General features: G+C 72.7%; 23 protein-coding genes and 1 pseudogene. 10 read left to right on the top strand and 14 right to left on the bottom strand.

Annotated features, from left to right (window positions below):
- Window positions 1-24 precede the first annotated feature (24 nt).
- Genes IEZ01_RS02930 through IEZ01_RS02920 form a run of 3 tightly spaced genes read left to right on the top strand, consistent with a single transcriptional unit; the run spans window position 25 to window position 2,977 of the window.
- Complete coding sequence (locus IEZ01_RS02930; RefSeq protein ID WP_373287551.1) at window positions 25-1,080, top strand: ABC transporter substrate-binding protein; 1,056 nt, start codon at window positions 25-27, stop codon at window positions 1,078-1,080.
- Entirely contained in the window at window positions 1,077-2,183 is a 1,107-nt protein-coding gene (locus IEZ01_RS02925) for a FecCD family ABC transporter permease (protein WP_189199647.1), read from the top strand. The genes IEZ01_RS02930 and IEZ01_RS02925 overlap by 4 nt, the downstream gene beginning before the upstream one ends.
- A complete protein-coding gene (locus IEZ01_RS02920) occupies window positions 2,180-2,977 on the top strand; it encodes an ABC transporter ATP-binding protein (RefSeq protein WP_019891285.1) in 798 nt (265 codons plus the stop codon). Before IEZ01_RS02925 ends, IEZ01_RS02920 begins: the two co-directional genes overlap by 4 nt.
- 37 nt (window positions 2,978-3,014) lie before the next feature.
- Here IEZ01_RS02920 and IEZ01_RS02915 read toward each other — a convergent pair.
- The 12 genes and pseudogenes from IEZ01_RS02915 to IEZ01_RS02860 all read right to left on the bottom strand — a co-directional run bounded on the left by IEZ01_RS02915 (window position 3,015) and on the right by IEZ01_RS02860 (window position 16,276).
- Window positions 3,015-4,000 (bottom strand): annotated as a pseudogene (locus IEZ01_RS02915) (ferric reductase-like transmembrane domain-containing protein).
- 526 nt (window positions 4,001-4,526) lie between these two features.
- Entirely contained in the window at window positions 4,527-5,297 is a 771-nt protein-coding gene (locus tag IEZ01_RS02910) for a VOC family protein (protein ID WP_052185850.1), read from the bottom strand.
- A 151-nt stretch (window positions 5,298-5,448) separates the two neighbouring features.
- A complete protein-coding gene (gene ligD, locus IEZ01_RS02905; RefSeq protein ID WP_229832618.1) occupies window positions 5,449-6,351 on the bottom strand; it encodes a non-homologous end-joining DNA ligase in 903 nt (300 codons plus the stop codon).
- Window positions 6,352-6,486: 135 nt separating this feature from the next.
- Window positions 6,487-7,695 carry a M6 family metalloprotease domain-containing protein gene (locus IEZ01_RS02900; protein WP_189199643.1) on the bottom strand — a complete coding sequence of 403 codons (1,209 nt, stop codon included), beginning with the start codon at window positions 7,693-7,695 and terminating at the stop codon, window positions 6,487-6,489.
- Window positions 7,696-7,736: 41 nt separating this feature from the next.
- A complete protein-coding gene (locus IEZ01_RS02895; RefSeq protein WP_019891278.1) occupies window positions 7,737-9,002 on the bottom strand; it encodes an alpha/beta fold hydrolase in 1,266 nt (421 codons plus the stop codon).
- A 130-nt stretch (window positions 9,003-9,132) separates the two neighbouring features.
- Entirely contained in the window at window positions 9,133-9,807 is a 675-nt protein-coding gene (locus tag IEZ01_RS02890) for a GntR family transcriptional regulator (protein ID WP_019891277.1), read from the bottom strand.
- 41 nt (window positions 9,808-9,848) lie between these two features.
- Window positions 9,849-11,231 (bottom strand): aldehyde dehydrogenase family protein, encoded by a 1,383-nt coding sequence (locus IEZ01_RS02885; protein ID WP_019891276.1) that lies wholly within the window; start codon window positions 11,229-11,231, stop codon window positions 9,849-9,851.
- Entirely contained in the window at window positions 11,228-12,232 is a 1,005-nt protein-coding gene (locus tag IEZ01_RS02880) for a proline racemase family protein (RefSeq protein WP_019891275.1), read from the bottom strand. The genes IEZ01_RS02885 and IEZ01_RS02880 overlap by 4 nt, the downstream gene beginning before the upstream one ends.
- Before the next feature lie 23 nt (window positions 12,233-12,255).
- Window positions 12,256-13,164, bottom strand: coding sequence for a dihydrodipicolinate synthase family protein (locus IEZ01_RS02875; protein ID WP_019891274.1), 909 nt, complete (start codon window positions 13,162-13,164; stop codon window positions 12,256-12,258).
- Window positions 13,165-13,249: 85 nt separating this feature from the next.
- Window positions 13,250-14,743: an FAD-dependent oxidoreductase gene (locus tag IEZ01_RS02870; protein ID WP_189199641.1), complete on the bottom strand. Its 1,494-nt coding sequence runs from the start codon at window positions 14,741-14,743 to the stop codon at window positions 13,250-13,252.
- The gene (locus IEZ01_RS02865) at window positions 14,724-15,038 is read right to left on the bottom strand and encodes a (2Fe-2S)-binding protein (protein ID WP_189199639.1); all 315 of its coding nucleotides are present in this window, start codon (window positions 15,036-15,038) and stop codon (window positions 14,724-14,726) included. The genes IEZ01_RS02870 and IEZ01_RS02865 overlap by 20 nt, the downstream gene beginning before the upstream one ends.
- Before the next feature lie 83 nt (window positions 15,039-15,121).
- The gene (locus tag IEZ01_RS02860) at window positions 15,122-16,276 is read right to left on the bottom strand and encodes an NAD(P)/FAD-dependent oxidoreductase (protein WP_189199637.1); all 1,155 of its coding nucleotides are present in this window, start codon (window positions 16,274-16,276) and stop codon (window positions 15,122-15,124) included.
- 212 nt (window positions 16,277-16,488) lie between these two features.
- Between IEZ01_RS02860 and IEZ01_RS02855 the strand changes: the two genes are divergently transcribed.
- From IEZ01_RS02855 to IEZ01_RS02835, 5 genes are read left to right on the top strand one after another with little or no spacing between them, the layout of a single operon-like run.
- Entirely contained in the window at window positions 16,489-18,240 is a 1,752-nt protein-coding gene (locus IEZ01_RS02855; RefSeq protein ID WP_019891270.1) for an ABC transporter substrate-binding protein, read from the top strand.
- 14 nt (window positions 18,241-18,254) lie between these two features.
- Complete coding sequence (locus IEZ01_RS02850; protein WP_019891268.1) at window positions 18,255-19,181, top strand: ABC transporter permease; 927 nt, start codon at window positions 18,255-18,257, stop codon at window positions 19,179-19,181.
- On the top strand, window positions 19,178-20,164 hold the full coding sequence (locus tag IEZ01_RS02845; RefSeq protein ID WP_189199635.1) for an ABC transporter permease: 987 nt from the start codon (window positions 19,178-19,180) through the stop codon (window positions 20,162-20,164). Before IEZ01_RS02850 ends, IEZ01_RS02845 begins: the two co-directional genes overlap by 4 nt.
- Window positions 20,164-21,168 carry an ABC transporter ATP-binding protein gene (locus tag IEZ01_RS02840; protein WP_019891265.1) on the top strand — a complete coding sequence of 335 codons (1,005 nt, stop codon included), beginning with the start codon at window positions 20,164-20,166 and terminating at the stop codon, window positions 21,166-21,168. Before IEZ01_RS02845 ends, IEZ01_RS02840 begins: the two co-directional genes overlap by 1 nt.
- Complete coding sequence (locus IEZ01_RS02835; RefSeq protein WP_189199633.1) at window positions 21,165-22,145, top strand: ABC transporter ATP-binding protein; 981 nt, start codon at window positions 21,165-21,167, stop codon at window positions 22,143-22,145. The genes IEZ01_RS02840 and IEZ01_RS02835 overlap by 4 nt, the downstream gene beginning before the upstream one ends.
- Window positions 22,146-22,218: 73 nt before the next feature.
- Here the strand turns inward: IEZ01_RS02835 and IEZ01_RS02830 are convergent, their stop codons facing one another.
- The gene (locus tag IEZ01_RS02830; protein WP_189199631.1) at window positions 22,219-23,418 is read right to left on the bottom strand and encodes a M6 family metalloprotease domain-containing protein; all 1,200 of its coding nucleotides are present in this window, start codon (window positions 23,416-23,418) and stop codon (window positions 22,219-22,221) included.
- A gap of 101 nt (window positions 23,419-23,519) precedes the next feature.
- Here IEZ01_RS02830 and IEZ01_RS02825 point away from each other — a divergent pair, with 101 nt between their 5' ends.
- Together IEZ01_RS02825 and IEZ01_RS02820 are read left to right on the top strand one after the other, a co-directional pair.
- Entirely contained in the window at window positions 23,520-24,467 is a 948-nt protein-coding gene (locus IEZ01_RS02825) for a LysR family transcriptional regulator (RefSeq protein ID WP_189199629.1), read from the top strand.
- Between the two features lie 81 nt (window positions 24,468-24,548).
- Window positions 24,549-25,742 (top strand): MalY/PatB family protein, encoded by a 1,194-nt coding sequence (locus tag IEZ01_RS02820; RefSeq protein ID WP_189199628.1) that lies wholly within the window; start codon window positions 24,549-24,551, stop codon window positions 25,740-25,742.
- Between the two features lie 18 nt (window positions 25,743-25,760).
- Here IEZ01_RS02820 and IEZ01_RS02815 read toward each other — a convergent pair whose 3' ends face one another.
- Window positions 25,761-26,186, bottom strand: a complete 426-nt coding sequence (locus IEZ01_RS02815; RefSeq protein ID WP_189199846.1) for a gas vesicle protein K — start codon at window positions 26,184-26,186, stop codon at window positions 25,761-25,763.
- Window positions 26,187-26,191 lie beyond the last annotated feature (5 nt).

Here is a 26,191-nt window from a genome sequence, read left to right as displayed (position 1 = left end):
GCGCGGACTCCCCAGGAGGCTTTCTTGCACCCCAGCACGCCCCGCATGCCCTTTTTCCGTAAGCCCCGCACGCCTTCTTCCCGCCCGCGCCGCCGGGGAGCGCGCGCCGCGGCCGTGGCGGTCACCCTCTCCGCGACGCTGCTCACCGGCTGTGGAACCACCTCCGACCAGGCCGGCTCGAAGTCCGCCGCGGCCCCGGCGAAGGGATTCCCGGTCACCGTCGAGAACTGCGGCACCCGCACCACGTACGAAAAGCCTCCCGCCAAGGTGGTGACCATCCACCAGCACCCCGCCGAACTGATGCTGGCGCTCGGCCTCAAGGGCCGGATGGTCGGCACGGCGTTCCCCGACTCGGCCGTCCTGCCCGCCTTCCGGAAGGACTTCGCGGCCATCCCCGAACTGGCGAAGAAGGAACCCTCCTTCGAAGCCGTACTCGACGCCGAACCGGACTTCGTGTACGGCGGCTACAAGAGCGCGTTCGCCGACAACGAGGGCCGCTCCCGCAAGGCGTTCGCCGACGCCGGCATCGACACGTACCTCAACCGCGAGTACTGCGGCAAGAAGCAGGTGTCCATGCAGGACACGTACGCCGAGATCCGCACCATCGGCACGGTGTTCGGCGTGCCGGAGCGCGCCGACCGGCTCGTCGCGGACCTCCAGGGACGCATCGCGAAGACGACCGAGGCGGTGAAGGGCGCGCCCGCCGTCCCCGTGTTCGTGTACGACAGCGGCGACAAGTCGGCGTTCACCGCGGGCGGCAAGAGCCTGGGCACCGAGATCATCAGGCTCGCCGGCGGCGCCAACGTCTTCGCCGACCTCGACGACGTCTTCGGAGACGTCTCCTGGGAACAGGTCGTGGCGCGCAAGCCGGAGGTCATCGCCATCTACGACTACGCGGGCGCGGGAAGCGTGGAGCAGAAGAAGAAGTTCCTGCTCTCCCAGCCGGCCCTCGCCGACGTGCCCGCGGTGAAGAACAAGCGCTTCGTGGTGCTGCCGCTCACCGCGACCCTGGTCGGCGTCCGCCCGCCGTACGCGGTCGAGGACCTGGCACGCGGCCTGCACCCCGAGCGGTTCCGGTGACCGCCCCGGCGACAGCCACCCCCACCGCCCGACGGCCCACGGCCCCGCCCGAACAGCCACGCGCGCGGACGTTCGCGCTGACGCTGGTGGTCCTCGCGGTCCTGCTCGTGGCCTCCATGACGGCGGGCATGGCCGTCGGCTCGGTGCGGGTGCCGCCGGGCGAGGTGTGGGGCATCGTGACCCACGCGCTCGGCGGCGACTGGTCGGAACCCACCTGGTCCCGGGCGCGCGAGACGATCGTGCTCGACGTGCGCGCGCCACGGGTGCTGCTGGGAGCGGTGACGGGCGCCGGGCTCGCGGTGGTGGGGACCGCCATGCAGGCGCTGGTGCGCAATCCGCTCGCGGAGCCGTACCTCCTCGGCGTCTCCTCGGGGGCCTCCCTGGGCGCCGTGGCGGTGATCGTCTTCGGCGTGAGCCTCTTCGGTCCACTGTCGCTGTCGGTCGCCGCCTTCGCGGGCGCCCTGCTGACCCTGCTGCTGGTGTACACCACGGCCCGGTCCGGTGGCCGGATCACGTCGGTGCGTCTGGTGCTCTCGGGGGTGGCGTTCGCCTCCGTCCTCACCGCCGTCATGGACGTCCTGCTGCTGACCAGCGACCGCGGCAACGAGGCCCGGGCGGTTCTCGCCTGGACGCTCGGCGGGCTCGGCGGCGTCCAGTGGGCCACGCTATGGCTGCCGGGCGCGGCGCTCGCGCTGGGCATCGGCGTCCTGCTGGTCCAGGCCCGCTCGCTGAACCTGCTCGTCGCCGGTGAGGAGGCGGCCACGACCATGGGGCTCGACGTGGCCCGCTTCCGGGCCCGGACCTTCGTCCTGCTGTCGCTGGTCACCGGCGTCCTGGTGGCCGCGGCCGGTCCCATCGGGTTCGTCGGCCTGATGCTCCCGCACATCGTGCGCCTCTTCGTCGGCGGCGACCACCGCCGGGTGCTGCCGACGGCCGCGCTCGGCGGAGCGGTGTTCCTGATCTGGGCCGACATCGCGGCCCGTACGGTCGCCGCGCCGATGGAGATCCCGGTGGGCGTGCTCACCGCGCTGTGCGGCGGGCCGTTCTTCCTGTGGCTCATGCGCCGGGACGCCCGCCGCAAGACCGACCGAGGAGTGGCATGACCGGCACCGAACTCGCCGTCGAGGGCGTCACGCTCACCGCCGGCGCGCACCGGCTCGTACGGGACGTCTCCCTCACCGCGCGGCCCGGAGAGATGATCGGCCTCGTCGGCCCCAACGGCAGCGGCAAGTCGAGTCTGCTGCGCGCCGTCTACCGCGTCCTGCGCCCCGAGGCCGGGCAGGTACGGGTGGACGGCGCCGACGCCTGGTCGATGCCTGTACGCCACCTCGCCCGCACCGTGGCCGCCGTGGTCCAGGAGGCGGGCGCCGACTTCGACCTGACCGTGCGCGAGGTCGTCGCGATGGGCCGCACCCCGCACAAGCGGCTGCTCGACGGCGACACCGCCGAGGACCGCCTCCTCATCGAGTCCGCCCTGACGTCGGTGGACGCGGCCGAGCTGGCCGACCGCCCCTTCGACCGCCTCTCGGGCGGCGAACGCCAACGCGTGCTCATCGCGCGCGCCCTGGCCCAGCGGCCCGCACTCCTGGTCCTCGACGAGCCGACCAACCACCTCGACATCCGGCACCAGTTGGACGTCCTGGGCATCCTGCGCCGGATGCCGGCCACGGTCCTGGTCGCCCTGCACGACCTGAACCTCGCCGCCCACTACTGCGACCGGCTCTACGTCCTGTGTGACGGGGAGGTCGTCGCCGCGGGCCCGCCCGCCGAGGTGCTCACGCCCGCGCTGCTGAACGACGTGTACGGCGTGACGGCCGAGGTCACCGTCCACGCGCGCACGGGAGCGCCCCAGGTGACCTTCCTCCCCGACGAAGCCGCGCGGCCCGCCCTGGCCTGACCCGATCACCGCCTGACCCGATCGCTGCCTGGTCGGATCACTCCGGCTCGTGGTCGTGCGGAGCCGTCGCGGGCGGCTCCGCAGGCCGGGGCCGGCCGCCGTCGTGGCCGGACACGACCACGGCCAGCAGCCCGACGACCACGGCGGCCGCGGCGATCCGGCCCGCAGCCCGTACGACCAGGCCTGGCCGGGACACCGTGGCCGCGGGCCGGTCCAGTCGCTCGGCCCGCCGGGCGGGCCGCAGCAACCGGACCAGGAGCAGGACGGCCACGGGCACCTGCAACAGCCACAGCGCGGTACGCGGCCAGCCGTCGTACCAGACGTTGGTGCCGTACAGCAGGGTGTGCCACACACTCAGCACATAGACGACGATCACGAACCGGTGCAGCCGGCGCCAGGTGTTCGCGCCGATGCGGTGCCGGACGTAGAAGAGCAGGCCCAGGGGAACGGCGAGATACAGCGCGCCCAGGCCGATCGGGATGGCCAGTCGGCCGGTTCCCGAGTCGTACCAGCCGGGGACGAAACTGTCCGCGAACGCCCCCACAGCCGGGGCAGCCAGGCCGTGCCCGCGTCGTAGCGCACGAGCTCCGCCGCGAACATCAGCGCGTGCGCGGCCATCAGGGCCATGGTGGTCAGGCTGGAGGTGCGGTGCCAGCGCTCCAGCACACTCCGCGGGATCCGTGGCCGACCGGCCCCGGGGCCCGAGCGCAGCAGCCCGAGCATGACGGTCCCCCATGCCCACAGCAGGCCGGACCAGCCGAACGCCTGGCTGAGGAGGTACATCCAGAAGGTGTCCGGGTCGGCCATGAAGGGCATCACCGCGACCGTCGCGGACGTGCCCGAGCGCATACGGGCGTAGAGGAGGAGAAACACCGCGACGGTGACCCCCACCGCGGCACCGGCTTCGGGCAGCGCGGCCCGCAGGTCGCCCCGCAGCGTGGCCCGTCCGCCGGAGCGGGAGGTGGGCGGGGGTGCCTGGTCCGGGGCGTCGGGCTCCTGCTCCGATGTGACGTCCGGCTGCAATGCGAGGGCCTTTCTCGGCGGGATCGCTGGCGTCGCTGTGCACAGCACACCAAGTGTGGGCGCGGGAGCGGACCTTGCCGGGGCGGAACGGCGGTGGATGTCCGATTCCCGCCGCATCCCGGCGACCGGCGGCGGCCGGGATGCGGGATACGGGGTGATCCTGCGCAATGCGGGTAGGCGCGGACTCGACCTGCCGCACGAGACCCGTTGAACGAGACTCGATGAGACTCGTAGAACGAGACCCGGCGACAGCGACCTGGTGAAAGCAGCCGGGTGAACGACTAGGGAAGGACGGCCGCCATGGGCACTCCTCCGGACGATCCGGCGCCTCCCAACCCCACTCCGGCGCCGGGGCCCGCACCGGACCCCGGGCCGCTGCCCGGGCCGGTCCCGGCTCCTGGGCCGGACCCGGCGCCCCCCGCACCCCCGCAGCCGGAGCCCGATCCGGAGCCGCCGCCGGCCCCCGGCCCCGAGCCGCGGCCTCAGCCGGGGCCGCTGCCCGGTCCGGTGCCGGCTCCGGAACCCGTCACCCGGTGTCCAGGGTGAACAGGCCGCCGTCCGGATCCCGGATCGTCACGTAGGGTCCGCCGCCCTCTTCCGGGCCGTCGGCCGTGCTGCCTCCGTTCTCCAGCGCGACCGCGACCGCCGCGTCGAGGTCCGGGACCTTGAAGTGGACGAGCCAGCGGGGCCGCAGCTGCGGATTGGGGGCCGCCTCCTCCACGGGACCGCTGTTCAGCCGGGCCACGGGCGTTCCGTGGTGGCGGAGCACGACGCGGTCCTCCTCGAAGGAGACGTCACAGGCGCCCTCGGTCTCGCCCCCCTTGCCCCACTCCAGTACTTCGCCGTAGAAGATCGCCGCGTCGAAGGCGTTCACCGTGTGGAGCTCCAGCCAGGCGGGCGACCGCTCGCCGACGCTCCACTCGGCCAGGACGCCGCCGTCCCACACCCCGAACGTGGCCCCCTCCCGGTCGGCCACCAGAGCGGCCCGGCCGCCCGGCGGGAAGGAGACGGGCCCCACCCCGACGGTGCCTCCCCGCTCGCGTACCCGCGAGACCGCCGTGTCCGCGTCGTCTACGGCGAAGTACGGCGTCCACGCCACCGGTACGGCGAGTTCCCCGGCCAGGGCCCCGATCCCGGCCACCGGCACACCGTCCACCTCCGCCACCGAGAAGGCCCGTCCGAAGCTGCCTTGCCGGAACGACCAACCGAGCACCGCACCGTAGAAGCGCTCCGCCTGTAGCCGGTCGCGTGCCGTGAGGCTCAGCCAGCAGGGAGCCCCGATCACGTCGGCTGCCATCAGCACCACGGTCTTCCTCCCTCCGCGCCGCGTGGAGATCCCGTGGGGCCCGCCAGGTCCACCGGGCCCGCGGTCCATCCGGGTCTATCCCGGCAGGTGCCCCTCCTGGCCGGTCCCATGCGGGCCCGGGGCACTCGGCGTGAGGGGGCTGTCAGCCGCCGCTCGTCAGGGCGGCGAGGCGCCGGCGGGCGGGGTCGAGGGACCGGCCGCGGGGCGCGCCGTGCCAGGGGTTGTCCTTGAGCAGCTGGTCGACGGTGGACAGGGTCCACCGCCGCGCGGTCAGGTCGGGATCTTCGATGTCGTCCCAGGCCAGCGGCGCGGCGACGGGCGCGCCGGGGCGGGCGCGTACGGCGTAGGGGGTGACGGCCGTCTGGGCGTAGGCGTTGCGCTGGACGTCGAGGTAGAGGCGGCCGCCGCGCGCCTGTTTACGGGGCGCGGTGGTGAGCTCTTCCGGGTGGCGGGCGGCGAGCAGCTCGGCGACGTCGCGGGCGAAGGCCCGGACGCCGTCGAACGCTTCCCTCCCGTCGAGGGGCACCAGGACGTGCAGGCCGCGGGAGCCGGTCGTCATGAGCAGGGAGGGCAGCCTCAGCTCGTCGTGCAGGAGCTCCCGCAGGGCCTGGGCTGTCCGCCGGACCAGGTCGAAGTCGTCTCCCGGCGGATCGAGGTCGAAGACGAGCCGGTCCGGGTGGTCGGCCCGGTCGGCCGTGGAGAGGAAGCGGTGGGGGGTGATGCACGCCTGGCCCACGAGGTGCAGGAGGGTGGCGGTGTCGTCGCAGAGGGCGTACGTGACGGTGCCGCCCTCCTTGGGCAGCTCGACCCTGTGGATCCAGTCCGGGAAGTGGTCGGGGACCTCCTTCTGCATGAACGCCGGGCCCTCGATGCCGTCCGGGTGGCGTTCGAGCATCAGCGGTCGGTGTCGCAGGTGGGGCAGCATGCGCCGGGCGACGCGGCGGTAGTAGTCGGCGAGGTCGGCCTTGGTGATGCCGTCCTGGGGAAACAATTCCTTGTCCGGACGGCTCAGTTCCACCGTCCGCCCGCCGACTCGGATGCTCATGGTCTCCGCACCCATCCGTCCCGCCTCCGCCCTCGGTCGGGGCCGGTCCCCGATACGTCTGCGCGGCTACCCGGCGCTCGGGCTTTCACCCCTTCCGGCGGGCAGCGCACGCCGTACGGCTCGCGGCTCGTACGCTCAATCGCCCCCAGTGGCTCCGAGCCGGATCACGTCTCCCGCCGCGCCGCCCGCGAGGACGTCGATGCGTGTGCCGGTCGCGGGATCGGTGAAGGACTGGCCGGGAGTGTAGGCGCCCATGTCCAGGGGCGTGCAGCCGGTGGGCGGGGTCGCGGCCGGGTTGCCGTTCATGATCCGGACGGGGCCCTCGCCGGTCGCGGTGGCCGAGTCGATCCGGTAGATGAGGACACCGGTCGAGCAGGCCGACCCGTCGACGCCCCGGGCACGGCGGGACTCGGCGACGTACGCGGTGGTGCGGCCGGTGCGGATGACCGCGATCTTGGTGCCGCCGGGGCGTTCGACCGGGCTGAGCCGTACCGTGCGCTCACCGGCGGCCGGCAGGCAGGCGACCTGGCGATCACGGATCCAGCCGAGCTTCCAGGAGTGCCAGCCGAGGAACTGCGGGGCGGCGCCGGCGATGTTGCCCATGACGTCCCAGCCACCGGCGAAGCGGTGGGTCTCACCGGTGAAGGCGTACAGGTCGGGCAGGCCGAAGGTGTGGCCGGTCTCGTGGGCGACGACCTTGTGGCCCCAGCGCCACATGTCCTGGCCGAAGGTGACCGCCCACTTCAGGCGGGTGCCGTCGGCGGTGACCCCGGGGCCGCTCGGGTCGTAGAGGTAGGTCGGCGAGAAGGGGATCGCGGTCGCCTCCCTGGCGGGGACGACGTAGACCATGTCGTAGCCGGAGAAGTCCACATGGGGATCGGCCGCGGTGATGGCGTCGCGGACGTACCGCTCGTGGGTCTCGAAGGTGAGGCCGCGTTCGAAGCCGTAGGAGGTGGAGGTCTGGGGCATGCGGATCCAGCGGCGCAGCGGGGTGACGTCCAGCCGCAGGTGTCCGTAGCTGGCGGTACGCATCCACCGGGCGGCGGGGGCGAGTTGGGCCGCGTAGGCGTCGGTGGGTTCGGTGGCCCGCGCGTCGGCGAAGTCGACGAACAGTGTGAGCACCCGGCGGGTGCCGGTGGACGGCTGGAACTGGACGGGGTCGGTGTCGTGCCCCTCGTCGGTCCAGCCGGTCGCGCCCGGCAGGGCGCAGGCGGCGGCCGGGGCGCCGGAGCCGGCCGGGTGAGGGGGTGGGGCCGCGTGGGCCGGGGTGACGGCGGCCGTGCCGGCCATCAGAAGGGTCAGTGCGGCGGCGAAGGGCCGCGTCCGGCGGGGCAGTCTGGGCATGTGTCTCCCTCGGGGCGTGGAGGTGGGGTCGGGGTGGGCGGCTACGCGCGGCCGCGCGCGAGGTCCATCAGGCGGGCGAGGACGCGGCCGCCGGAGGCGGAGACGCCGTCGTGCTCCCATTCGTTGGTGACCCAGGCCTTGGCGGCGCCGACCTGGCGCACAGTGCTCAGGGAGAGTCCGGCGTCCACGTACATGTCGTCGTGGTAGACGATCGCGGCCAGCGGGATCTTGTTGGCGGCGAGGCGGCGGGGGTCGTACAGCGGCGGCCAGTCGGTGCGTGCGGCGAGGAGGTCGGCGGCCTCGGCGAAGGGGCGCAGTCCTCTGATCTCGCGGAACATCCAGGGGTAGATCATCTCGCCGGTCAGCAGGAGGGGGTCGGCGTCCTCGGCGAACTCGGGGAAGCCGGCCTGGGCGCGGGCCGCCGCCCAGGCCGTGGGGCCCGCGCCCTGTCCGTAGATCGTCTCCTGCGCCACGGCGAAGAGCGGGTTGTCGGTGAAGCCGGTCAGAGTCATCACCTGGTGCAGGAAGGTGGCGGTCAACCCGCCCTCGGTGTCGAGGGCTTCGTCGAGCAGCCAGTGGAGCCGTTCGAAGCCGTCGCCCATGCCGAGTACGAGGCCGAGCGAGCGCAGGCGGTGGGGGGTCAGGCGGTCGCCGTCGGGCAGGCGGACGTCGGTGGCGGCGAGGAGGTCGGCGATCCGGCGAAGACGGGGGGCGTCGTCGGGGTAGCGGGCGTAGAAGTCGAGGACGCGGTCCCGTACGCGGGGGTAGGTGCGGGCGTAGACGTCGTCGGCCGTGGCGGTGAGGCCGGGCAGCCCGCCGGTGACGTAGCAGGCGCGCAGCCCTTCGGGGGCCTGGGAGAGATAGGTCAGCGTGATGAAGCCGCCGTAACTCTGACCGAGGGTCTCCCAGGGTTGCTCGCCACAGAGTTGACGGCGTATCAGTTCCGCGTCGGCGACGATGGCGTCGGCCCGGAAGTGGCTCAGGTGCTCGGCGAGCCGGGCCGGGGAGGAGAAGCGGGCCGCGGCCCTGGCCGTGACCGGGGTGGAGCGGCCGGTGCCGCGCTGGTCGAGGAGGAGGACGCGGTGCGTCTTGAGCGCGTGGTTCAGCCAGCCGGGCGAACCGCTCGACGGGCGGGGCGACTTGCCGCCCGGGCCGCCTTGCAGAAACAGCAGCCAGGGCAGTTCGTCACCGGCGCGGGCCGGGTCGGCGACCTCGCGGGCGAAGACCTCGATGGCCGGACCCTGGGGGTCCTGGTGGTCGAGGGGGACGGTGAAGGTATGGTCGGTGGTGGCGTACGCGGGGTTCATGAATCCCTTTCGCGGCCCATGGGCACGTGATGAAGTGTGACATTGCACAGGCGACCAAGGGCTGCCCGCGGATCCTCAGGGGTGGCCCGCCGGGGTCAAGGGGCCACCCCCGCGGGCCGGACCTTCGCCGTCAGCCCTTCGACTCGCTCTTCGCCCACAGCGAGCGGACATGACCCAGGTGCCGGGCCATGCACTTCTCCGCCCCCTTGGCGTCGCCGGCCAGCATCAGGTCGAGCAGTTCCAGGTGCTCCTCGGCCGAGGGGATCAGCTCGCCCCGCTCGTCCAGCGCGGCCAGGCCGTACAGCCGGGACCGCTTGCGCAGATCGCCGACGGTCTCGACGAGCCGTTCGTTGCCGGTGAGGGACAGCAGCGAGAGGTGGAAGCGGCGGTCCGCCTCCAGGTAGCCGATGAGGTCGTGGTCGCGGGCGGCCCGCACGATCTCCTCGGCGACCGGGCGCAGCGCCTCCAGCTCGTCGCGGGTGGCGCTGCGGGCGACCCGCCCGACCGAGGGGACCTCGATGAGGGCCCGGATCTCGGTGTACTGGTCGAGGTCGCGCTCGTCGACCTCGGTGACCCGGAAGCCCTTGTTGCGGACGGGCTCGACGAGACCTTCGCGGGCGAGGTCGAGCATGGCCTCACGGACGGGGGTCGCCGAGATCCCGAAGTCCTCGGCGAGCGTCGGCGCCGAGTACACCACCCCCGGCCGCAGCTCGCCGGAGATGAGGGCGGCCCTCAGGGCATGGGCCACCTGGTCGCGCAGCCGCTCACGGGTGGCGTTGAGATCGCGCTGCTTCAGGTGCCCCATGGTGTTCCCTTCGTGCCTGCCGAGATCACCAGAGTACAATGTCACGTTGTTTTCGCAGGTGACAGGGTGTAGGTCCGGCCGGCGGTGTAGAACTCCAGGGCCGCGCGGCCCTGTTCCCGTGGGCCATGGCTGGATGCCTTGGCGCCGCCGAACGGCAGATGGAAGTCGACACCGGTGGAGGGGGCGTTGACCCTGATCATTCCCGTGTCGAGCCGGTCGAGGCCGGTGAGGGCCGCGTCCAGGTCGGTGGTGTGCACCGAGGTGACGAGCCCGTACGGCACCGCGTTGGTCAGGCGCACCGCGTGGGCGAGGTCGTCGGCGGGCAGCAGTGCCGCGACCGGCCCGAAGACCTCCTCCCTCAGCAGCCGGTGCCCTTCGGACACCTTCTCCACCAGGGTCGGCGTCGCGTACCAGCCGGCCCGGTCGGGGAGCGTGCCGCCGGTGAGCACGGGCGTGCCGTGCCAGGCGTCGCAGACCTGGTCGCGGGCGTGTTCGCTGATGAGCGGTCCGCAGACGGTGGCCGGGTCGGCCGGATCGCCGACCGGCACGGCGCGTAGCGCCTCGGACAGGGCTTCGCGCAGGGGCTCGAGGGCGACGCCGACCGCGATGACCCGGCTGGTGGCCGTGCACTTCTGCCCGGCGTAGCCGGCGATGGCGGCGGCGAGATGGGCCGCCGCCTGCTCGATGCAGGCGTCCGGCAGGACGATCGCGGCGTTCAGGCCGCCCATCTCGGCCTGGACCGGGACTCCCCGGGCCGTCGCGGCGCGGACGACGGCCTGCCCCACGACCGTCGAGCCGGTGAAGGAGACGACATCGGCGGCGGCGACCAGCGCGCCGCCCTCCGCCGCTCCCCCGGGCAGGACGGTGAAGACCCCTGGCGGGAGCTCCCGTTGGACGATCTCGGCCAGGCGCTGGGCGCAGGCGGTCGCCTCGGGCGCGGGCTTGAGGACGACCGCGTTGCCGACGGCGAGCGCCGGTGCCGCCTTCCAGCTCGGGATGGCGAAGGGGAAGTTCCAGGGGGTGATCAGTCCCGCCACGCCGTGGGGGCGGCGGCGGGTCATCAGCAGCCCGGCGCCGGCGGCCGTCTCGTGGACGCTGCCGACGGGTTCGTAGGGGGCCTGGGCGTAGTAGCGCCAGATGGCCGCCGTCCGGGCCACCTCGGCGCGCGCCTCGGTGAGCGGCTTGCCCACTTCGCGTACGGCGAGCGCGGCCAGCTCCTCGGCCGCGGCCTCGATGGCGGCCGCGACCGCGGCGAGCGCCGTGGAGCGGGCGGAAGCGCCGCCGGAGAGCCACTCCGGCTGGGCGGCGCGGGCCCGCTCCACGGTGTCGGCGGTGGCGAAGGCGCCGGGGGCGGGGACCTGGACGACGATGTCGGACGGGTCGGACGGGTTACGGGAGATGACGGGAGACGGGCTCGTGGTCACAGGAGGAACCCTCCGGGGAAGGGATCGGTGGGGTCGAGGAAGTACTGGGCGGTTCCGGTGATCCAGGCCCGCCCGGTGATGGCCGGGACGACGGCCGGGCGCCCGCCGACCTCGGTCTCGGCGACGAGCCGCCCGGTGAACCGCGTACCGATGAAGGACTCGTTCACGAAGTCGCGGTCGAGGGGGAGTTCGCCGCGGGCGTGCAGCTGCGCCATCCGGGCCGAGGTGCCGGTGCCGCAGGGCGAGCGGTCGAACCAGCCGGGGTGGATGGCCATCGCGTGCCGGGAACGGACGGCGTCGGAGCCGGGGGCTTCGAGGTAGACGTGCTTGACCCCGGCGATCTCGGCCCGCTCCGGGTGGACCGGCCGGTCGGGCGAGGCGTTGATCGCTTCCATCACGGCCAGGCCCGCGGACAGCAGGTCGTCCTTGCGGGCGCGGTCGAAGGGCAGCTTCAGATCGGCCAGGCGGACGAAGGCGTAGAAGTTCCCGCCGTACGCGAGGTCGTAGCTCACCGTCCCGTAGCCGGGAACGTCGACGGCGAGGTCCAGGCCGGCGCAGAACGCGGGGACGTTGGTGAGCGTCACCGACGTGGCCGCGCCGTCCTCCACCCGTACGTCCACGGAGACGAGGCCGGCCGGGGTGTCGAGGCGGACCGTGGTGACCGGTTCGGTGACCGGCACCATGCCCGTCTCGACGAGCACGGTGGCCACCCCGATGGTGCCGTGCCCGCACATCGGCAGCAGGCCCGAGACCTCGATGAACAGGACACCGTAGTCGGCGTCGGGCCGGGTGGGCGGCTGGAGGATGGCGCCGCTCATCGCCGCGTGACCCCGGGGCTCGTACATCAGCAGGGTGCGGATGTGGTCGAGGTGTTCGATGAAGTGCAGGCGCCGCTCGGCCATCGTGGCGCCGGGGATGGTCCCGACGCCCCCGGTGATCACCCGGGTGGGCATTCCTTCGGTGTGCGAGTCAACGGCGTGGTAGACGTGACGGGTGCGCATGGCGGTGTCCCCTCGGGTGGCGGCTACTTGTGGCCCTCGGCGACGGCCTTCTCGGTCGCCTCACGCACAGCGGCCTCGACGGCGCCGTCGAGCGGCCGGCGCGGCGGCCGGACCGGGCCGCCGTGGCGTCCGGCGATGTCCATGGACAGCTTGATGGCCTGCACGAACTCGGTCTTGGAGTCCCAGCGCAGCAGCGAGTGCAGGGACCGGTAGAGCGGCAGCGCCGTGGCCACGTCCCCGGAGACCGCCGCGTGGTAGAGGGCGGAGCAGGTGGTGGGCAGGGCGTTGGGGTAGCCGGCGATCCAGCCGACCGCTCCGGCCAGCGCCAGTTCGAGCAGGACGTCGTCGGCGCCGATCAGCAGGTCGAGCCCGGGGGCGAGTTCGGCGATCTCGTAGGCCCGGCGGACGTCGCCGCTGAACTCCTTGACGGCCACGATGCTGCCCTCGCCATGAAGCTGGGCGAGGAGCGCGGGGGTCAGGTCGACCTTGGTGTCGATGGGGTTGTTGTACGCGACGACGGGCACCCCGGCCTTGGCGACCTCGGCGTAGTGGGCGCGTACGGACTGCTCGTCGGCGCGGTAGGCGTTGGGCGGCAGCAGCAGCACGGAGCCGGCGCCGGCCTCGGCGGCCTGCTCGGCCCAGCGCCGGGACTCGGCGCTGCCGTAGGCGGCCACCCCGGGCATCACGCGGGCTCCGTCGCCCGCGGCGTCGACGGCGGTACGGACGACTCGGGCCCGCTCCTCGTCGGTCAGCGTCTGGTACTCGCCGAGCGAGCCGTTCGGTACGACGCCGTCGCAGCCGTTCTCGATCAGCCACGCCACATGCTCGGCGTAGGCGTCGTGGTCGACGGACAGGTCCTCGCGCAGCGGCAGCGTGGTGGCGACCATGACGCCGCGCCAGGGCTGGGCGGGGTTCCAGGAGTTGGCAGTCATCGAGACAGACCCTTCTTCGGTATGTGACATGTCACGGTGGATGGTGCGGCGCGGGGAGGAGCGCCGCGGGTGCAGGCGGCTGAGGTCAGCCACCGTCGGTGGAGTCCGATCCGGTGGGCTCGGGGGTGGTGTTCGGTTCGGCCAGGGAGGCGAGCGCCGCGAGGGTGACGGGGACGGCGAGCGGGCGCCGCTCCGCCGACGGCGGCACGTCGCCGCCCGTGGCCGCGAGGCAGGCCACGGCCGCGCCGCACATACGGCCCTGGCACCAGCCCATCCCCGCTCGGGTGAGCAGTTTGACCGTACGCGCGTCGCGTGCGCCCAGGTCGGTGACCGCCTCGCGGATGCGTCCCGCGGTCACCTCCTCGCAACGGCACACGTCCGTGTCGTCGTCCAGCCAGCGGGTCCAGCCGGGGCCGGGCCGGTGGGCGGCGGCCATGACGTCGGCGAAGGCGCGCATCCGGTCCCGGCGGCGGCGCAACGAGCGAACGTGTCCGCCGGCGGTGGCGGCAGGCCGCCCGGACAGCCGGGCCGCAATGGAGATGGCCGCCAATTCGCCTTCGGCGATGGCCAGTTGGGCTCCGCCCACGCCGCCGGTCTCCCCGGCCGCCCATACGCCGGGCACTGAGGTCCGCTGGAGGGCGTCGAGGGCGAGCGCGGAGGTTCCGTCCTTCGCGGGGCGTGTGGCGCAGCCCAGTGCGGTGGCGAGTTCGATCTGGGGCGCCAGTCCGAAGCCCACGGCAAGTGCGTCGCACTCGACGCGGCGGCCCGTGCCCGCCACGGGCCGCCAGTCGCGGTCGAGCCGGGAGACGGTCACCGCCTCCACCCGGTCGCGGCCGTGGACGGCGGTGACCGCGCTGCGGGTGCGCACCCGCACGCCGTGGCGCAGCAGGGCGGCGCCGTGGACCGCCGCCTCGGCGAGTTTGTGGGGGTTGGCGGCCAGGGTGCGCATGTGACGGGCGTATCCCAGGTAGCCGGACGCCTCCACCACGGCGGGGACGCGTGCTCCGGCGTGCGCGAGCGAGGAGGCGACGGCGAGCAGCAGCGGGCCGCTGCCCGCCACGACGACCCGCCGGCCGGGGAGGACGAGCCCGGACTTGAGCATCGCCTGGGCGCCGCCGGCGCCGACCACACCCGGCAGGGTCCAGCCGGGGAAGGGAAGCTGGCGCTCGTACGCCCCGGTGGCGAGGAGGAGCGCCCGGGCCCGTACCCGTACGGGCCGTTCGCCGTCGCCGTCGGCCCCGGTCACGGCGTGGACCGTCCAGGCGTCCGCGTTGTCCGCGTCGTCCCGGGTCACGGCCCAGACGTGGTGCCCGGCCAGGCGGGTGACGCCGCTCGACTCCACCGACTCAAGGCGCCGGTGCAGGGAGCGGAAGGCGGACCAGTCGTGGTGCAGGGCTTCGGGGCGTACGGCGCCGAGCGCGGGTTCCGGGTGCCGGTAGAACTGGCCGCCGACCTGGGCGGAGGTGTCCAGCAGGGCGACGGAGAGACCGAGTTCGGCGGCGGTGACGGCGCCGGAGAGACCGGCGGAGCCCGCGCCGACGATCGCGACGTCGTAGAGGTCAGACGCTGAGCTCGGCATGGCCGTTTCCCTCCTGGGTGGTGACGGCGTCGCCGGGGCGGGCCGGGACCAGACAGGCCCTTCGGTTGGGTGTTCCGTTGATCGTGGCGAGGCAGTCGTAGCACTGTCCGATCCCGCAGAAGGCGCCGCGGGGGCGGCCCGTGCCCCGGGTGGTGCGCCATGCGAGGATGCCTGCTCCCCACAGGGCCGCGGCGACGGACTGGCCGGGCAGGGCGGTGATCGTGCGGTCGTCGAAAGTGATCTCGAACGGCGGCTCGGGCCGCGCGCCGACCAGTTCGGCGGGGGTGCGGGCCATGGCGGGTCCTTCTTTCCGTGCGGCTCGTGGTGGACTTCGGATCGCCTCGCGCAGGCGGTTCAGGGAGCGTTCAGGGGAGCGGTTCAGGGGACGGGATCGAACCGTTCAGGCCGGAACGGCTCGGTGTTCATGGGGAGTTGGCCGTGTATCAGCCAGCGGGCGATGAGGAGTCCGGTCGCCGGTGCCAGGCCGATTCCGGCGCCTTCGTGGCCGCAGGCGTGCAGCAGCCCGGGGACGCGCGGGTCGGGGCCGATCGCGGGCAGGTGGTCGGGGAGGTAGGGGCGGAAGCCCGCGTATGTTCGCATCACGCGGACTCCGGCGAGGACGGGGAAGAGCGCCGTGGCCCCGGCCGCGAGGCGCCGGAGCGCTTCGGTGGACAGCGTACGGTCGAATCCGACCCGTTCCCGGCTGGCGCCGATCAGGACCGGCCCCGCCGGTGTGCCCTCGACCACCGGCGAGGTCTGCAGCGCGGCGGACCCGCTGGCGACGTCGGCGATGTAGTCGGCGGCGTACACCTTGTGCCGTACGACGCGCGGGAGGGGTTCGGTGACGAGCACGAACCCCCTGCGGGGCAGGACGGGCAGCTCGACTCCGGCGCGACGGGCGAGTTCGCCGCCCCACGTGCCGGCGGCGTTCACCACGTACGGGGCGTGGAACTCGCCGTTCACCGTGCGTACGCCGCGTACCTCCCCGCTCGCTCCGGTGATCACCTCCGTGACCTCTTCGCCCAGGTGGGGACGGATGCGCCCGCCGCCCGAGCGCAGCAGGTGGGCGGCGGCGAGTGCGGGCATGACCTGGGCGTCCTGGGGGTAGTGGAAGCCTCCGGCCAGGCCGGAGGTGAGGTGGGGCTCCAGGTCGTGCAGCCGGTCCGCCGGGATCTCGTGGGCGGTCACCCCCGCCCCGCCCTGCCGGGTGGCGAAGTCGCGCAGCGCGGCCAGTCCCGCCTGGTCGGAGGCGATGACGAGGCCGCCCTTGGGTTCGTACTCGATCCGATCCGGCAGGCCGTCGGCCAGCTCGCGCCACAGCTCCAGGGAGAGCAGCGCCAGTTCGAGTTCGGGACCCGGCTCCTTGTCGGAGACGAGGAGGTTGCCCTCCCCCGCTCCTGTGGTGCCGCCGGCGACCGGCCCGCGGTCGAGCACGGTGACGGTGAGGCCGGCGCGGGCGGCGTAGTAGGCACAGGCCGCGCCGACCACGCCGGCTCCGACGACGATGACGTCCGAGGTGTTTCTCGTGAGCACGTCAGTAATATTTCACATTGCACTCCGGCTGCCAAGAGGGGCGCCACTGAGGGTTCACCCGACCCTGCAAGGGATCCGCCCCGAGCGGCAGCGCCGGACACAAGCGGATAACGGCTGAGCCGACGGCTTGTCAGTGCAATTTCACATTACTATGTTACAGGTCACATTCCAGCCAGGTAGCTGGCCGACCGCGTTCCCCGGAGTGACCTCTGATGAACAAGCGCACCTCTATATCCCTCGCCGCCGCTCTCATGGCGACCCTCACCCTTGCCGTCTCCGGCTGCTCCGGCGGCTCCGGTTCGACCGGGCAGGACCGCAACGGCGGCCGGAACCCGGCGACCGGCACCAACGGCACGACCGTAGGCGGTACGCCCACGAAGGGCGGCACGCTGACCGTCCTGTCGAACCAGGACTTCACCCACCTCGACCCGGCCCGCAACTGGGTCATGGGCGACATGGGCTTCGGCGTCCGGATGCTCTACCGCACCCTCGTCACGTACAAGGCCCAGCCGGGCGCGCAGGGCGGCGAGCTGATCCCCGACCTCGCCGAGGACCTCGGCGTCTCCTCCAACGGCGCCAAGACGTGGACCTTCAAGCTCAAGAAGGGCCTGAAGTACGAGGACGGAACCCCGATCACCGCGGCGGACGTCAAGTACAACGTCGAGCGGTCCTTCTCGCCGGACCTGCCCGGCGGTCCCGACTACGCCGCCCGCTACCTCGCCGGCGCCGAGGGCTACCAGGGCCCCGCCCAGGGCAAGCACCTCGACTCGATCAAGACCCCGGACGACCACACGATCGTCTTCGAGCTGCGCAGGCCCTTCGCCGAGTTCCCGTACGCCACGGTGCTGCCGACCTTCGCCCCGGTGCCCAAGGCGCGGGACAAGGGCCCCCAGTACGACAACCGCCCGTTCTCCTCGGGCCCGTACAAGATCGAGCGGTACGACCGGGACAAGCAGCTCGTCCTCGTCCGCAACCCGCACTGGGACGCGAAGACGGACAGCGTCCGCAAGGCGTACCCCGACAAGGTGGTCGTCACGATGGGCCTCAAGGCCAACCAGATCGACGACCGGCTCGTCGCCTCCTCGGGCACCGACGCCTCCTCCGTCCCCTGGGCCAAGCTGCGCACGGAGTCGACCCCCAAGGTGCTCACCAAGGCCGACGTCAGGGCGCGGCTGCTCGCCGAGTCGAGCAACTGCGTCGAGATGGTGCAGATGCACACCGGCCGCGCGCCGTTCGACAACGTGAAGGTGCGCCAGGCCGTGCAGTACGCGCTCGACCGCGAGGCGGTGATGACCGCCTCCGGCGGCCCGGCCCTCAACGAACTGGCCTCGGCCCTCATGCCCGGCACGCTCTTCGGCGGCAAGCAGCCTGACACCCTCAAGATCCCGGCGACCGGCGACCCGGCCAAGGCCAAGCAGCTCCTCAAGGAGGCGGGCAAGCCGGACGGCTTCGCCACCAGCATCACCGTCTCCAACGGCGACAAGGGCGTCGGCGAGGCGATCCAGCAGTCCCTCGGCCGGGCGGGAATCAAGGTCACCATCGAGACGGTCGACGCGTCCGCCTTCTACGACACCATCGGCGACACCAAGAACCGCACCGACCTCGTCTACACCGGCTGGTGCCCGGACTACCCCTCCGGCTCCACGTTCCTGCCCTTCGTCTTCGACGGCCGCTACATCAAGGAGAAGGGCAACTCCGGCAACCACTCCCTCTTCCGCGACCAGCCGACCATGAAGCGGATGGACGAGATCGCCGCCATGACCGACGCGCAGCAGGCCAACGAGGCCTGGCGGCAGCTGGACGGGCAGATCCTCGCCCAGGCCCCGACGGCGCCGACCGTCGTCGAGCGCATGCCGCTGCTGGTCGGCACCAACATCGCCGGGGCGTACGGTCACACCTCCTTCGGAGGCCAGATCGACTACGCCACGGTGGGTCTCAAGGACCCGGCCAAGAGCGGCCGTTGAGGAAGCCCCGGATCATGGCCACCACCTCCCCGGCCGTCTCCGCGGGCAGCGGGCCCTGGCAGCTCGCCCGCGCGGAACTGCGCCGCCGCACCTCCGTCAAGATCTCCCTCGCCGTGGTCGCGCTCTTCGCGCTCATGGCCCTGGCCGCCCCGCTGCTCAGCGCGCTGGGCGGCTGGGGCCCGGAGGAGTTCGACAAGTCCGCCGTCGATCCCTACCTGGGCGGCCAGCCGATCGGCCCGCTCGGCGGGATCTCCGCCGAGCACTGGCTCGGCGTCGAACCCGTCACCGGACGCGACCTGTTCGCCCGTGTCGTCCACGGCGCCCAGGTCTCCCTGCTCATCGCCTTCGCCGCCACCGCGATCGTCGTCGTCGCCGGGGTCGCCGCCGGGATCGCGGCCGGCTACTTCGGCGGCCGCACCGACACCGCGCTGTCCCGGCTGATGGACCTCACCATGTCCTTCCCCTCCCTCATCTTCATGATCGCGATGATGTCGGTGGCCCGGGACGTCAACCGGATCCTCCTGATGACCGCCGTCATCGGCCTCTTCGGCTGGCCCGGCATCGCGCGCGTGGTGCGCGGCCAGACCCTCTCGCTCAAGCACCGCGAGTACGTCGACGCCTCCCGGGTCGGCGGCTCGGGCCCCTGGCGGATCCTCACCCGCGACATCCTGCCGGGCGTCGCCGGGCCCGTCATCGCGTACACCACCCTGATCATCCCCGGCATGATCGCCACCGAGGCGGCCCTGAGCTATCTGGGCGTCGGTGTCCGGCCGCCCACCCCCTCCTGGGGACAGATGATCGCCGAGGGCGTCAACTTCTACGACACGGATCCCATGTACTTCGTCATCCCGAGCGTCTGCCTCTTCCTGACGGTGCTCGCGTTCACGCTGCTCGGCGACGCCCTGCGGGACATCCTCGACCCGAGGGGCAGCCGCACATGATCCTCTACCTCGGCCGCCGGCTCCTCGGGGTCGTCGGCGTCCTGATCGCCATCGCCGCCGTCACCTTCACCATCTTCTACGTACTGCCCTCCGACCCGGCCGCCGCGGCCTGCGGCAAGTCGTGCAGCGCCGAACGTCTGGAGGCGATCCGCGCCCACATGGGCCTGGACCAGCCGCTGTGGCGCCAGTTCGGCGACTTCGTCACCGGCATCTTCACCGGCCGCACCATGGGCAGCGGCCCGTACGCCCTGCACTGCGGCTTCCCGTGCCTGGGCTACTCGTACGAGAACAGCCAGGGCGTGTGGGACCTGCTGATGGACCGGCTGCCGGTCTCCGCCTCGCTCGCCCTGGGCGCCGCGGTGATCTGGCTGCTGCTCGGCCTCTCGGCAGGTGTCGTGGCCGCCCTGCGCAAGGACAGCCTCACCGACCGCGCGCTGATGATCGGCGCCGTCGCCGCCGCCTCGCTGCCCGTCTACTTCACCTCCGTGATGCTGATCTACGGGCTGATCAGGGTGGCGGGGCTGCTGCCGTATCCGCAGTACGTGCCGCTCGGCTCCGATCCGCTCTCCTGGGCCTCGAACCTGCTGCTGCCCTGGCTGGCGCTCGCGATCCTCTACGCGGCCATGTACGCGCGCCAGAGCCGCAGTTCGATGATCGAGACGATGGCGGAGCCGTACATCCGCACCGCCCGCGCCAAGGGCCTGCCGCGCCGCACGGTCGTCGTCAAGCACGGTCTGCGGGCGGGCATGACGCCGATCCTGACCATTTTCGGCATGGACCTGGGCGGGCTGCTTGCCGGGGCGGTGATCACGGAGTCGATCTTCGGGCTGCCGGGCATCGGCCGGCTCTTCTACGGCGCCCTGTCCACCGGCGACCAGCCGGTCATCCTCGGCGTCACGCTGCTCGCCGCCACCTTCATCGTCGTCGCCAACCTGGCCGTCGACCTGCTGTACGCCGTAGTCGACCCACGGGTGAGGTACTGATGACAGACACCCAACCCCTGCTGTCGGTCCGCGACCTGACCGTCACCTTTCCGACGAAGCGCGGGCCCGTACGCGCCGTGGACTCCCTCGCCTTCGAGGTACGGCCGGGCCGGACCCTCGGCATCGTCGGCGAGTCGGGCTCCGGCAAGTCCGTCACCTCCCTGGCCGTGATGGGCCTGCACAGCGGCGCCGAGGTCGGCGGATCCATCGTCTTCGACGGGCAGGAGCTGGTCGGTCTGGGCGAACGCGCCCTGAACCGGCTGCGCGGCCGCAGAATGGCGATGATCTTCCAGGACCCGCTCTCCAGTCTCCACCCGTACTACACCGTCGGTGAGCAGATAGCCGAGCACCACCGGGTCCACTTCGGCTCGGGCCGTGCCGTCGCACGGCGGCGGGCGGTCGACGCCCTTGCCGAGGTCGGCATCCCCGAACCGGAGCGCCGGGCGGGCGAGTACCCGCACCAGTTCTCCGGCGGCATGCGCCAGCGGGTGATGATCGCGATGGCGCTGGCCTGCGAGCCCGATCTCCTGATCGCGGACGAGCCGACCACCGCCCTCGACGTCACCGTCCAGGCCCAGATCCTGGAGCTGATCGCACGGCTCCAGGAGGAGCGCGGCCTCGCTGTCATCATGATCACGCACGATCTGGGCGTGGTCGCCCGCGTGGCCCACGAGGTCCTGGTGATGTACGGCGGCCGGGCAGCCGAACAGGCCGCGGTGGACGACCTGTTCGCGCGGCCGTCCCACCCCTACACCCGCGGCCTGCTCGACTCCCTGCCCCGCCTCGACGACAGCGACGACGAACCGCTGCGGGCGATCCCCGGCAGCCCTCCGTCCCTGCTCACACCCTCTCCCGGCTGCGCCTTCGCCGCGCGCTGCGCGGTCGCGGCCGCCGGTTCCGACGAGGAACGGGCGCGGTGCGAGACCGAGCGGCCCCCGCTCGACGGCCCGGCCGGACACCCCGTCGCCTGCCACTTCCCCGCGTACGAAGGCATCGCCTCATGACCACGACACCCCAACCCCTGCTCCGCGTACGGGACCTGGCGATGAGCTTCCCCGGGCGCCGGGCCCGCTCGGCCCCGGTCCGGGCCGTCGACGGCGTCAGCTTCGACGTGGCGGCGGGCGAGACGCTCGGCCTGGTCGGCGAGTCCGGCTGCGGCAAGTCCACCACCGGCCGCATGATCGTCCGCCTCCTCGAGCCGACCGCGGGCTCGGTCACGTACGACGGACGCGACATCAGCCATCTCTCGCAGCGCGAACTGAAGCCGCTCCGCAAGGAGCTCCAGATGGTCTTCCAGGACCCGCACTCCTCCCTCAACCCCCGCCAGACGGTGGCCCGGATCATCTCCGACCCCCTGATGGTGCAGGGGAGTTCGGCGGCCGACGCGCGCAAGCGGACGGCCGAGCTGATGGAGCTGGTCGGCCTGATCCCGGAGCACATCGACCGGTATCCGCACGAGTTCTCCGGAGGCCAGGCCCAGCGCATCGGCATCGCCCGCTCGCTGGCCACCGGCCCCCGGCTCGTCGTGGCCGACGAACCCGTCTCCGCCCTCGACGTCTCCGTCCAGGCCCAGATCGTCAACCTGATGGGCCGCCTCCAGCAGGAGCTGGGCCTGGCGTACCTCTTCATCGCGCACGACCTGTCGGTGGTCAAGCGGGTCTGCGACCGGGTGGCGGTGATGTACCTGGGGCGGATCGTCGAGATCGGCCCGAAGGAGCGGGTGTACGCGGCCCCGGCCCACCCCTACACCCGCGCGCTGCTGTCCGCCGTGCCGCTGCCCGACCCGGCCGCCGAGCGGGCCCGGGAGCGGATCACTCTCCTCGGCGACCCGCCGAGCCCCGCCGCTCCCCCGCCCGGCTGCTCCTTCCATCCGCGCTGTCCCAAGGCGCAAGCGATCTGCCGGACGGAGGCGCCGCCGTTGCGGGTCGCCACCCCTGGCGAGACGCGTCAGGTCGCCTGCCACTTCCCCGAAGCGGCCTGAACGCGACGGCGCCCGGGGCCTCTTGAGGCCCGGGGCGCCGTCGCGTGCGTACCCGCTGGGGTTCCGCGTACCGCTACGACTTGGTGACGCGGACCGTCTCGCCGTACCCGTCCGCGCTCAGCACCTCGATGCGGACCCCGGCCGCGGCATCCGTGAACGACTGCCCGGCCCAGAACGGTGCGTCGTCAAGGGGGCGGCAGCCGGCGGCCGGGGCGGCGGTGGGCTTGGCGTCCATCACCCGGACCGGTCCCTGGCCGGTCACGACCGAGGTGTCGATCTTGTAGATGAGCGCGCCGGTCGAGCAGAGGCGGCTGTCCGCCTGGATCGCCCGCCGTGATTCGACGACGTACGCGGTGGTCGGGCCGGTGCGGACGACAGCCATCTTGGTGCCGCTGCCGTACTCGACGGCGGTCAGGTACACGGTGTCGCTGCCCTTCGAGGCGCGGCACACCACCTGGCTGTCGGCGGTCCAGCCGAGCTTCCAGGAGTGCCAGGCGAAGTACTGCGGGCCGGCGCCGCCGACCAGGCCCATGACGTCCCAGCCGCCGACGAATCGGTGTGCGTCGGCACCCGCGTCGAAGGCGTACAGGTCGGGCAGTCCGAAGGTGTGCGCGGTCTCGTGGCCGACCAGGGCAGGCCCCCAGTGCCACATGTCCTGGCCGAAGGTCACCGCCCACTCGAGCCGGTTGCCGTCGGCCACCACCCCTGCGGTGCCCGGGTCGTACACATAGGCGGGGGTGAAGGAGATCGCCGCCGCGTTCCGGGTCGGCACGACGTAGACCATGTCGTACGCCGAGAAGTTCACCCACGGGTCGGCCGCGGCCACCGCGTCCTTGATGTACGCCTCGTGCGTCTCGTGGGTCAGGCCGCGCGCGAAGCCGTACTCGGTGGACTTGCGGGGCATGCGTGCCCACTTCTGGTGCTGGGTGATCGCGAGCCACGTCTTGCCGTACGAGGCCTTCCAGAGCCAGTCGGCGCCGGGGGTGATCCGGGCCGCGTCGGAGGCCGGGGTCTCGGTGGCGGGCGCGTCGGAGAAGTCGACGAAGATCATGGCGACTCTGATCGTGCCGCGGGCACGCTGGAACACCGAGTGGTCGATGTCGTGCCCCTCGTCGGTCCGGCCGGTGGTGCCGCGCAGGGCGCAGGACGACACGCTGTCCGCGGTCGGCCTGGCCGTGGCGGTGGACGCGCCGGGCAGCAGCAGGAGCAGGGTGGCGATCAGGCCGGAAAATACCGTGCAGCGTATCGCCGACGGGGTGCGGAATCGTCTCATGGCCTCACTACCTCCAGGTGTATGCCGTGTGACATTTCACATAAGGCTGAAGGTCTTCGGCCACTGTCCAAAAGCTGTCGTCTCTCCATAACATCCGCGCCATGGATCTGGAGGTACGGCACCTGCGGGTGGTGTGCGCGATCGCCGAGGCCAAAAGCCTCACCCGCGCCGCCGCCTCGTTGTCCCTGACGCAGCCCGGGCTGAGCGCCCAACTCCGCCGGATCGAGAACATGCTGGGCGGATCGCTCTTCGACCGCGCGCGGGGCGGCGCCGTTCCCACGGCCTTCGGCGAGCTCGTCCTCGCCCGGGCGCGGGCCATCCTGCCGGGCGTCGACGCACTCCTGGCCGACACCGCCCGGCAGCAGAGTGACCCCGGCCGCGTCCGGGTCGGTTCGGTCGGCGCTCCCCTTCTCGGCCACCTCGTCCTGGCGATACGCGAGGTGCTGCCGGACGCCGAGGTGACCGCGAGGTGCCGGTACTCCTCCGTCCCTCTGCTGGAGGACCTTGCGGCCGGGCGGCTGGAAGCGGCGGTGCTCGGCGACCATCCCGAGCGGGAACTCCCGCCCACCGGCGGGGTGGTGCTCACTCCGCTGGCCACCGAACCGGTCTTCGCCCTGCTGCCCTCGGCCCACCCGCTCGCGGCGCAGGAGGAGGTGGGCCTGGAGCAGCTCGCGCGGGAGGACTGGGCGGTGCCCAGGCCGGACGGCGACGGCACCCGCGAGTACTGGTCCTCCGCATGCGCCCTGGCCGACCACCGCCCCTCGACGCCGTACGAAGCCGAAGGCCGCCCCCTGCTCGAACTCGTCCGCGCCGGCCTGGCGGTCAGCCTCTGCCAGGCGACCTTCACCGAGGTGCCCGGGGTCGCCGTCCGCCCCCTGGCGGGAACCCCGCTGCGGTACCGGCACGTCCTGGCCTGGCGCTCGGACGGCCCACTGGCCGCGCACGGCGAGGAGGTCCTGCGGCGGACTCTCGCCGGCTACCTCGACAGCTGCGCCGCCAGCCCGGCGTATGCCGCCTGGCGGCGGCGGAATCCCGCACCCTGCGGGTGAGGGTCTCCTCGCGGCCTGGACTCGCCACCGCGGAGAGTCCACGATTTCCGGAAGGGAGCAGGGCGACGAAGGGGAGATGGCATGGGGTCGGTGCGGTCGGACAGCCGGACACACTCGCTGAATCCGCTGGAGGCTCTGACGCTGGACGAGCTGCGACGGCGTACGAGCGAGAAGTGGCACGCGAACGAGCCGGACGTGCTGCCTCTGGGGGTGGCGGAGATGGACGTACCGCTCGCTACGCCTGTGGTCCAGGCGCTGACGCAAGCCCTGGAGGCGGGCAACACCGGCTACACCGGTCCCACCTCGACGCCGCGCTACGCCCAGGCCTTCGACCACTTCGCACGAGCACGCTGGGGCTGGACCGGGATCCGGGAGCCGCTGACCTGCCTGGTCCCGGCGGTCATGCGCGGCCTGGCAGGTCTGGTCCGCGGCCTTACGCGTCCGGGTGACACGGTGGTGACCGACGCGCCGTTCTATCCCCCGTTCAAGGAGCTCGTGGAAGCGTGCGGACGGCGCTTCGTGGCGGTGCCGCTCGGCCCGGGTCACCGGCTGGACATGGACCGGCTCGACTCGGTGTTCGCGGCCGCCGCGCGCGACAGCCGCCAGGCGCTCTACCTGCTGTGCAGTCCGCAGAATCCGACCGGGACGGTCCACACCGCCGAAGTGCTGGGCCGCATCGCGGACATGACCGCGCGGCACGGAGTACGGGTCGTCGCAGACGAGTCCCACGCCCCGCTGGTCGCGGGCGGGGTCCGGTTCGTTCCGTACCTGAGTGTGCCAGGAACGCAGAGCGCTCTGTCGGTCCTGTCCGCGGCCAAGGCGTTCAACCTGGGCGGGCTCAAGGCCGCTGTGGTGGTCGCCGGCTCCGGCGCCGCGGACGACCTGGGCCGGCTGGAGACGGAGGAGGAGTACGGCCGGAGCCACCTCGCGGTGATCGCCCACTGCGCCGCACTGTACGACGGCGGCCCGTGGCTGGATTCCCTGCTGGCCGGTCTCGACCGCAACCGGCGCCTGGCGCGGGAGCTCCTCGGCCACCATCTGCCGAAGGTGCCGTACGAGCCGGCGGACGGCACGTACTTCGCGTGGCTCGACTGCCGGACTCTCGGACTGGACTCCGACCCGGCGTCCTCCTTCCTGGAGCACGGCAGGGTCGCCCTGACTCCTGGCGGCATCTTCGGTACCGGCGGCGCGGGCCACGCCCGGCTCAACCTGGCGACGACACCCGCGATCCTCGAAGAGGGCATCGAGCGTATGGCCATGGCCACCGGCGGCTGAATCAGGGGGAAAGCGGTCTTATTCGGGGGGCGGGAGCAGCCGGCCCAGTGGGCCGAGATCGAGGTTCAGGTCCTCCAGGGTCAGGCCGTGTTCCTCGCACAGGCGGACCATGGCCTCGTGCAGGGCGAGGAGTATGGCTCCGAGTTCTTCCTCCTGCTCGTCGGTGAGGTCGCCGGCGTCGACGCGCCGCAGCGCCTGGCGTTCCATCAGCTGGCGCAGGAGTTCGACCACGGTGAGGACCAGCCGGAGGGGGTCCCGTTCGACGTTCTCGCGGTCCGTCCGCAGCCGGGGCACGGGCTGCCGGCCCGGCTGGTACACGCCCTCCTGTGTGCGGGGCGCCGCCGCGAGCAGTCGGAAGGCCCGCGTGGCCGCGTCCGACACCTCGTCCAGCCGGCCGCCTCCGGGCGGCCTCCGCCGCTCGTGCCCCTCCCGCTGCTCCCGCATCTCCT

The sequence above is a fragment of the Streptomyces purpureus genome (assembly GCF_014648195.1).
GTDB classification, from domain to species: domain Bacteria; phylum Actinomycetota; class Actinomycetes; order Streptomycetales; family Streptomycetaceae; genus Streptomyces; species Streptomyces purpureus.
Note: the sequence above shows the minus strand (reverse complement) of the source record. Positions and strands in the feature narration are given on the sequence as shown.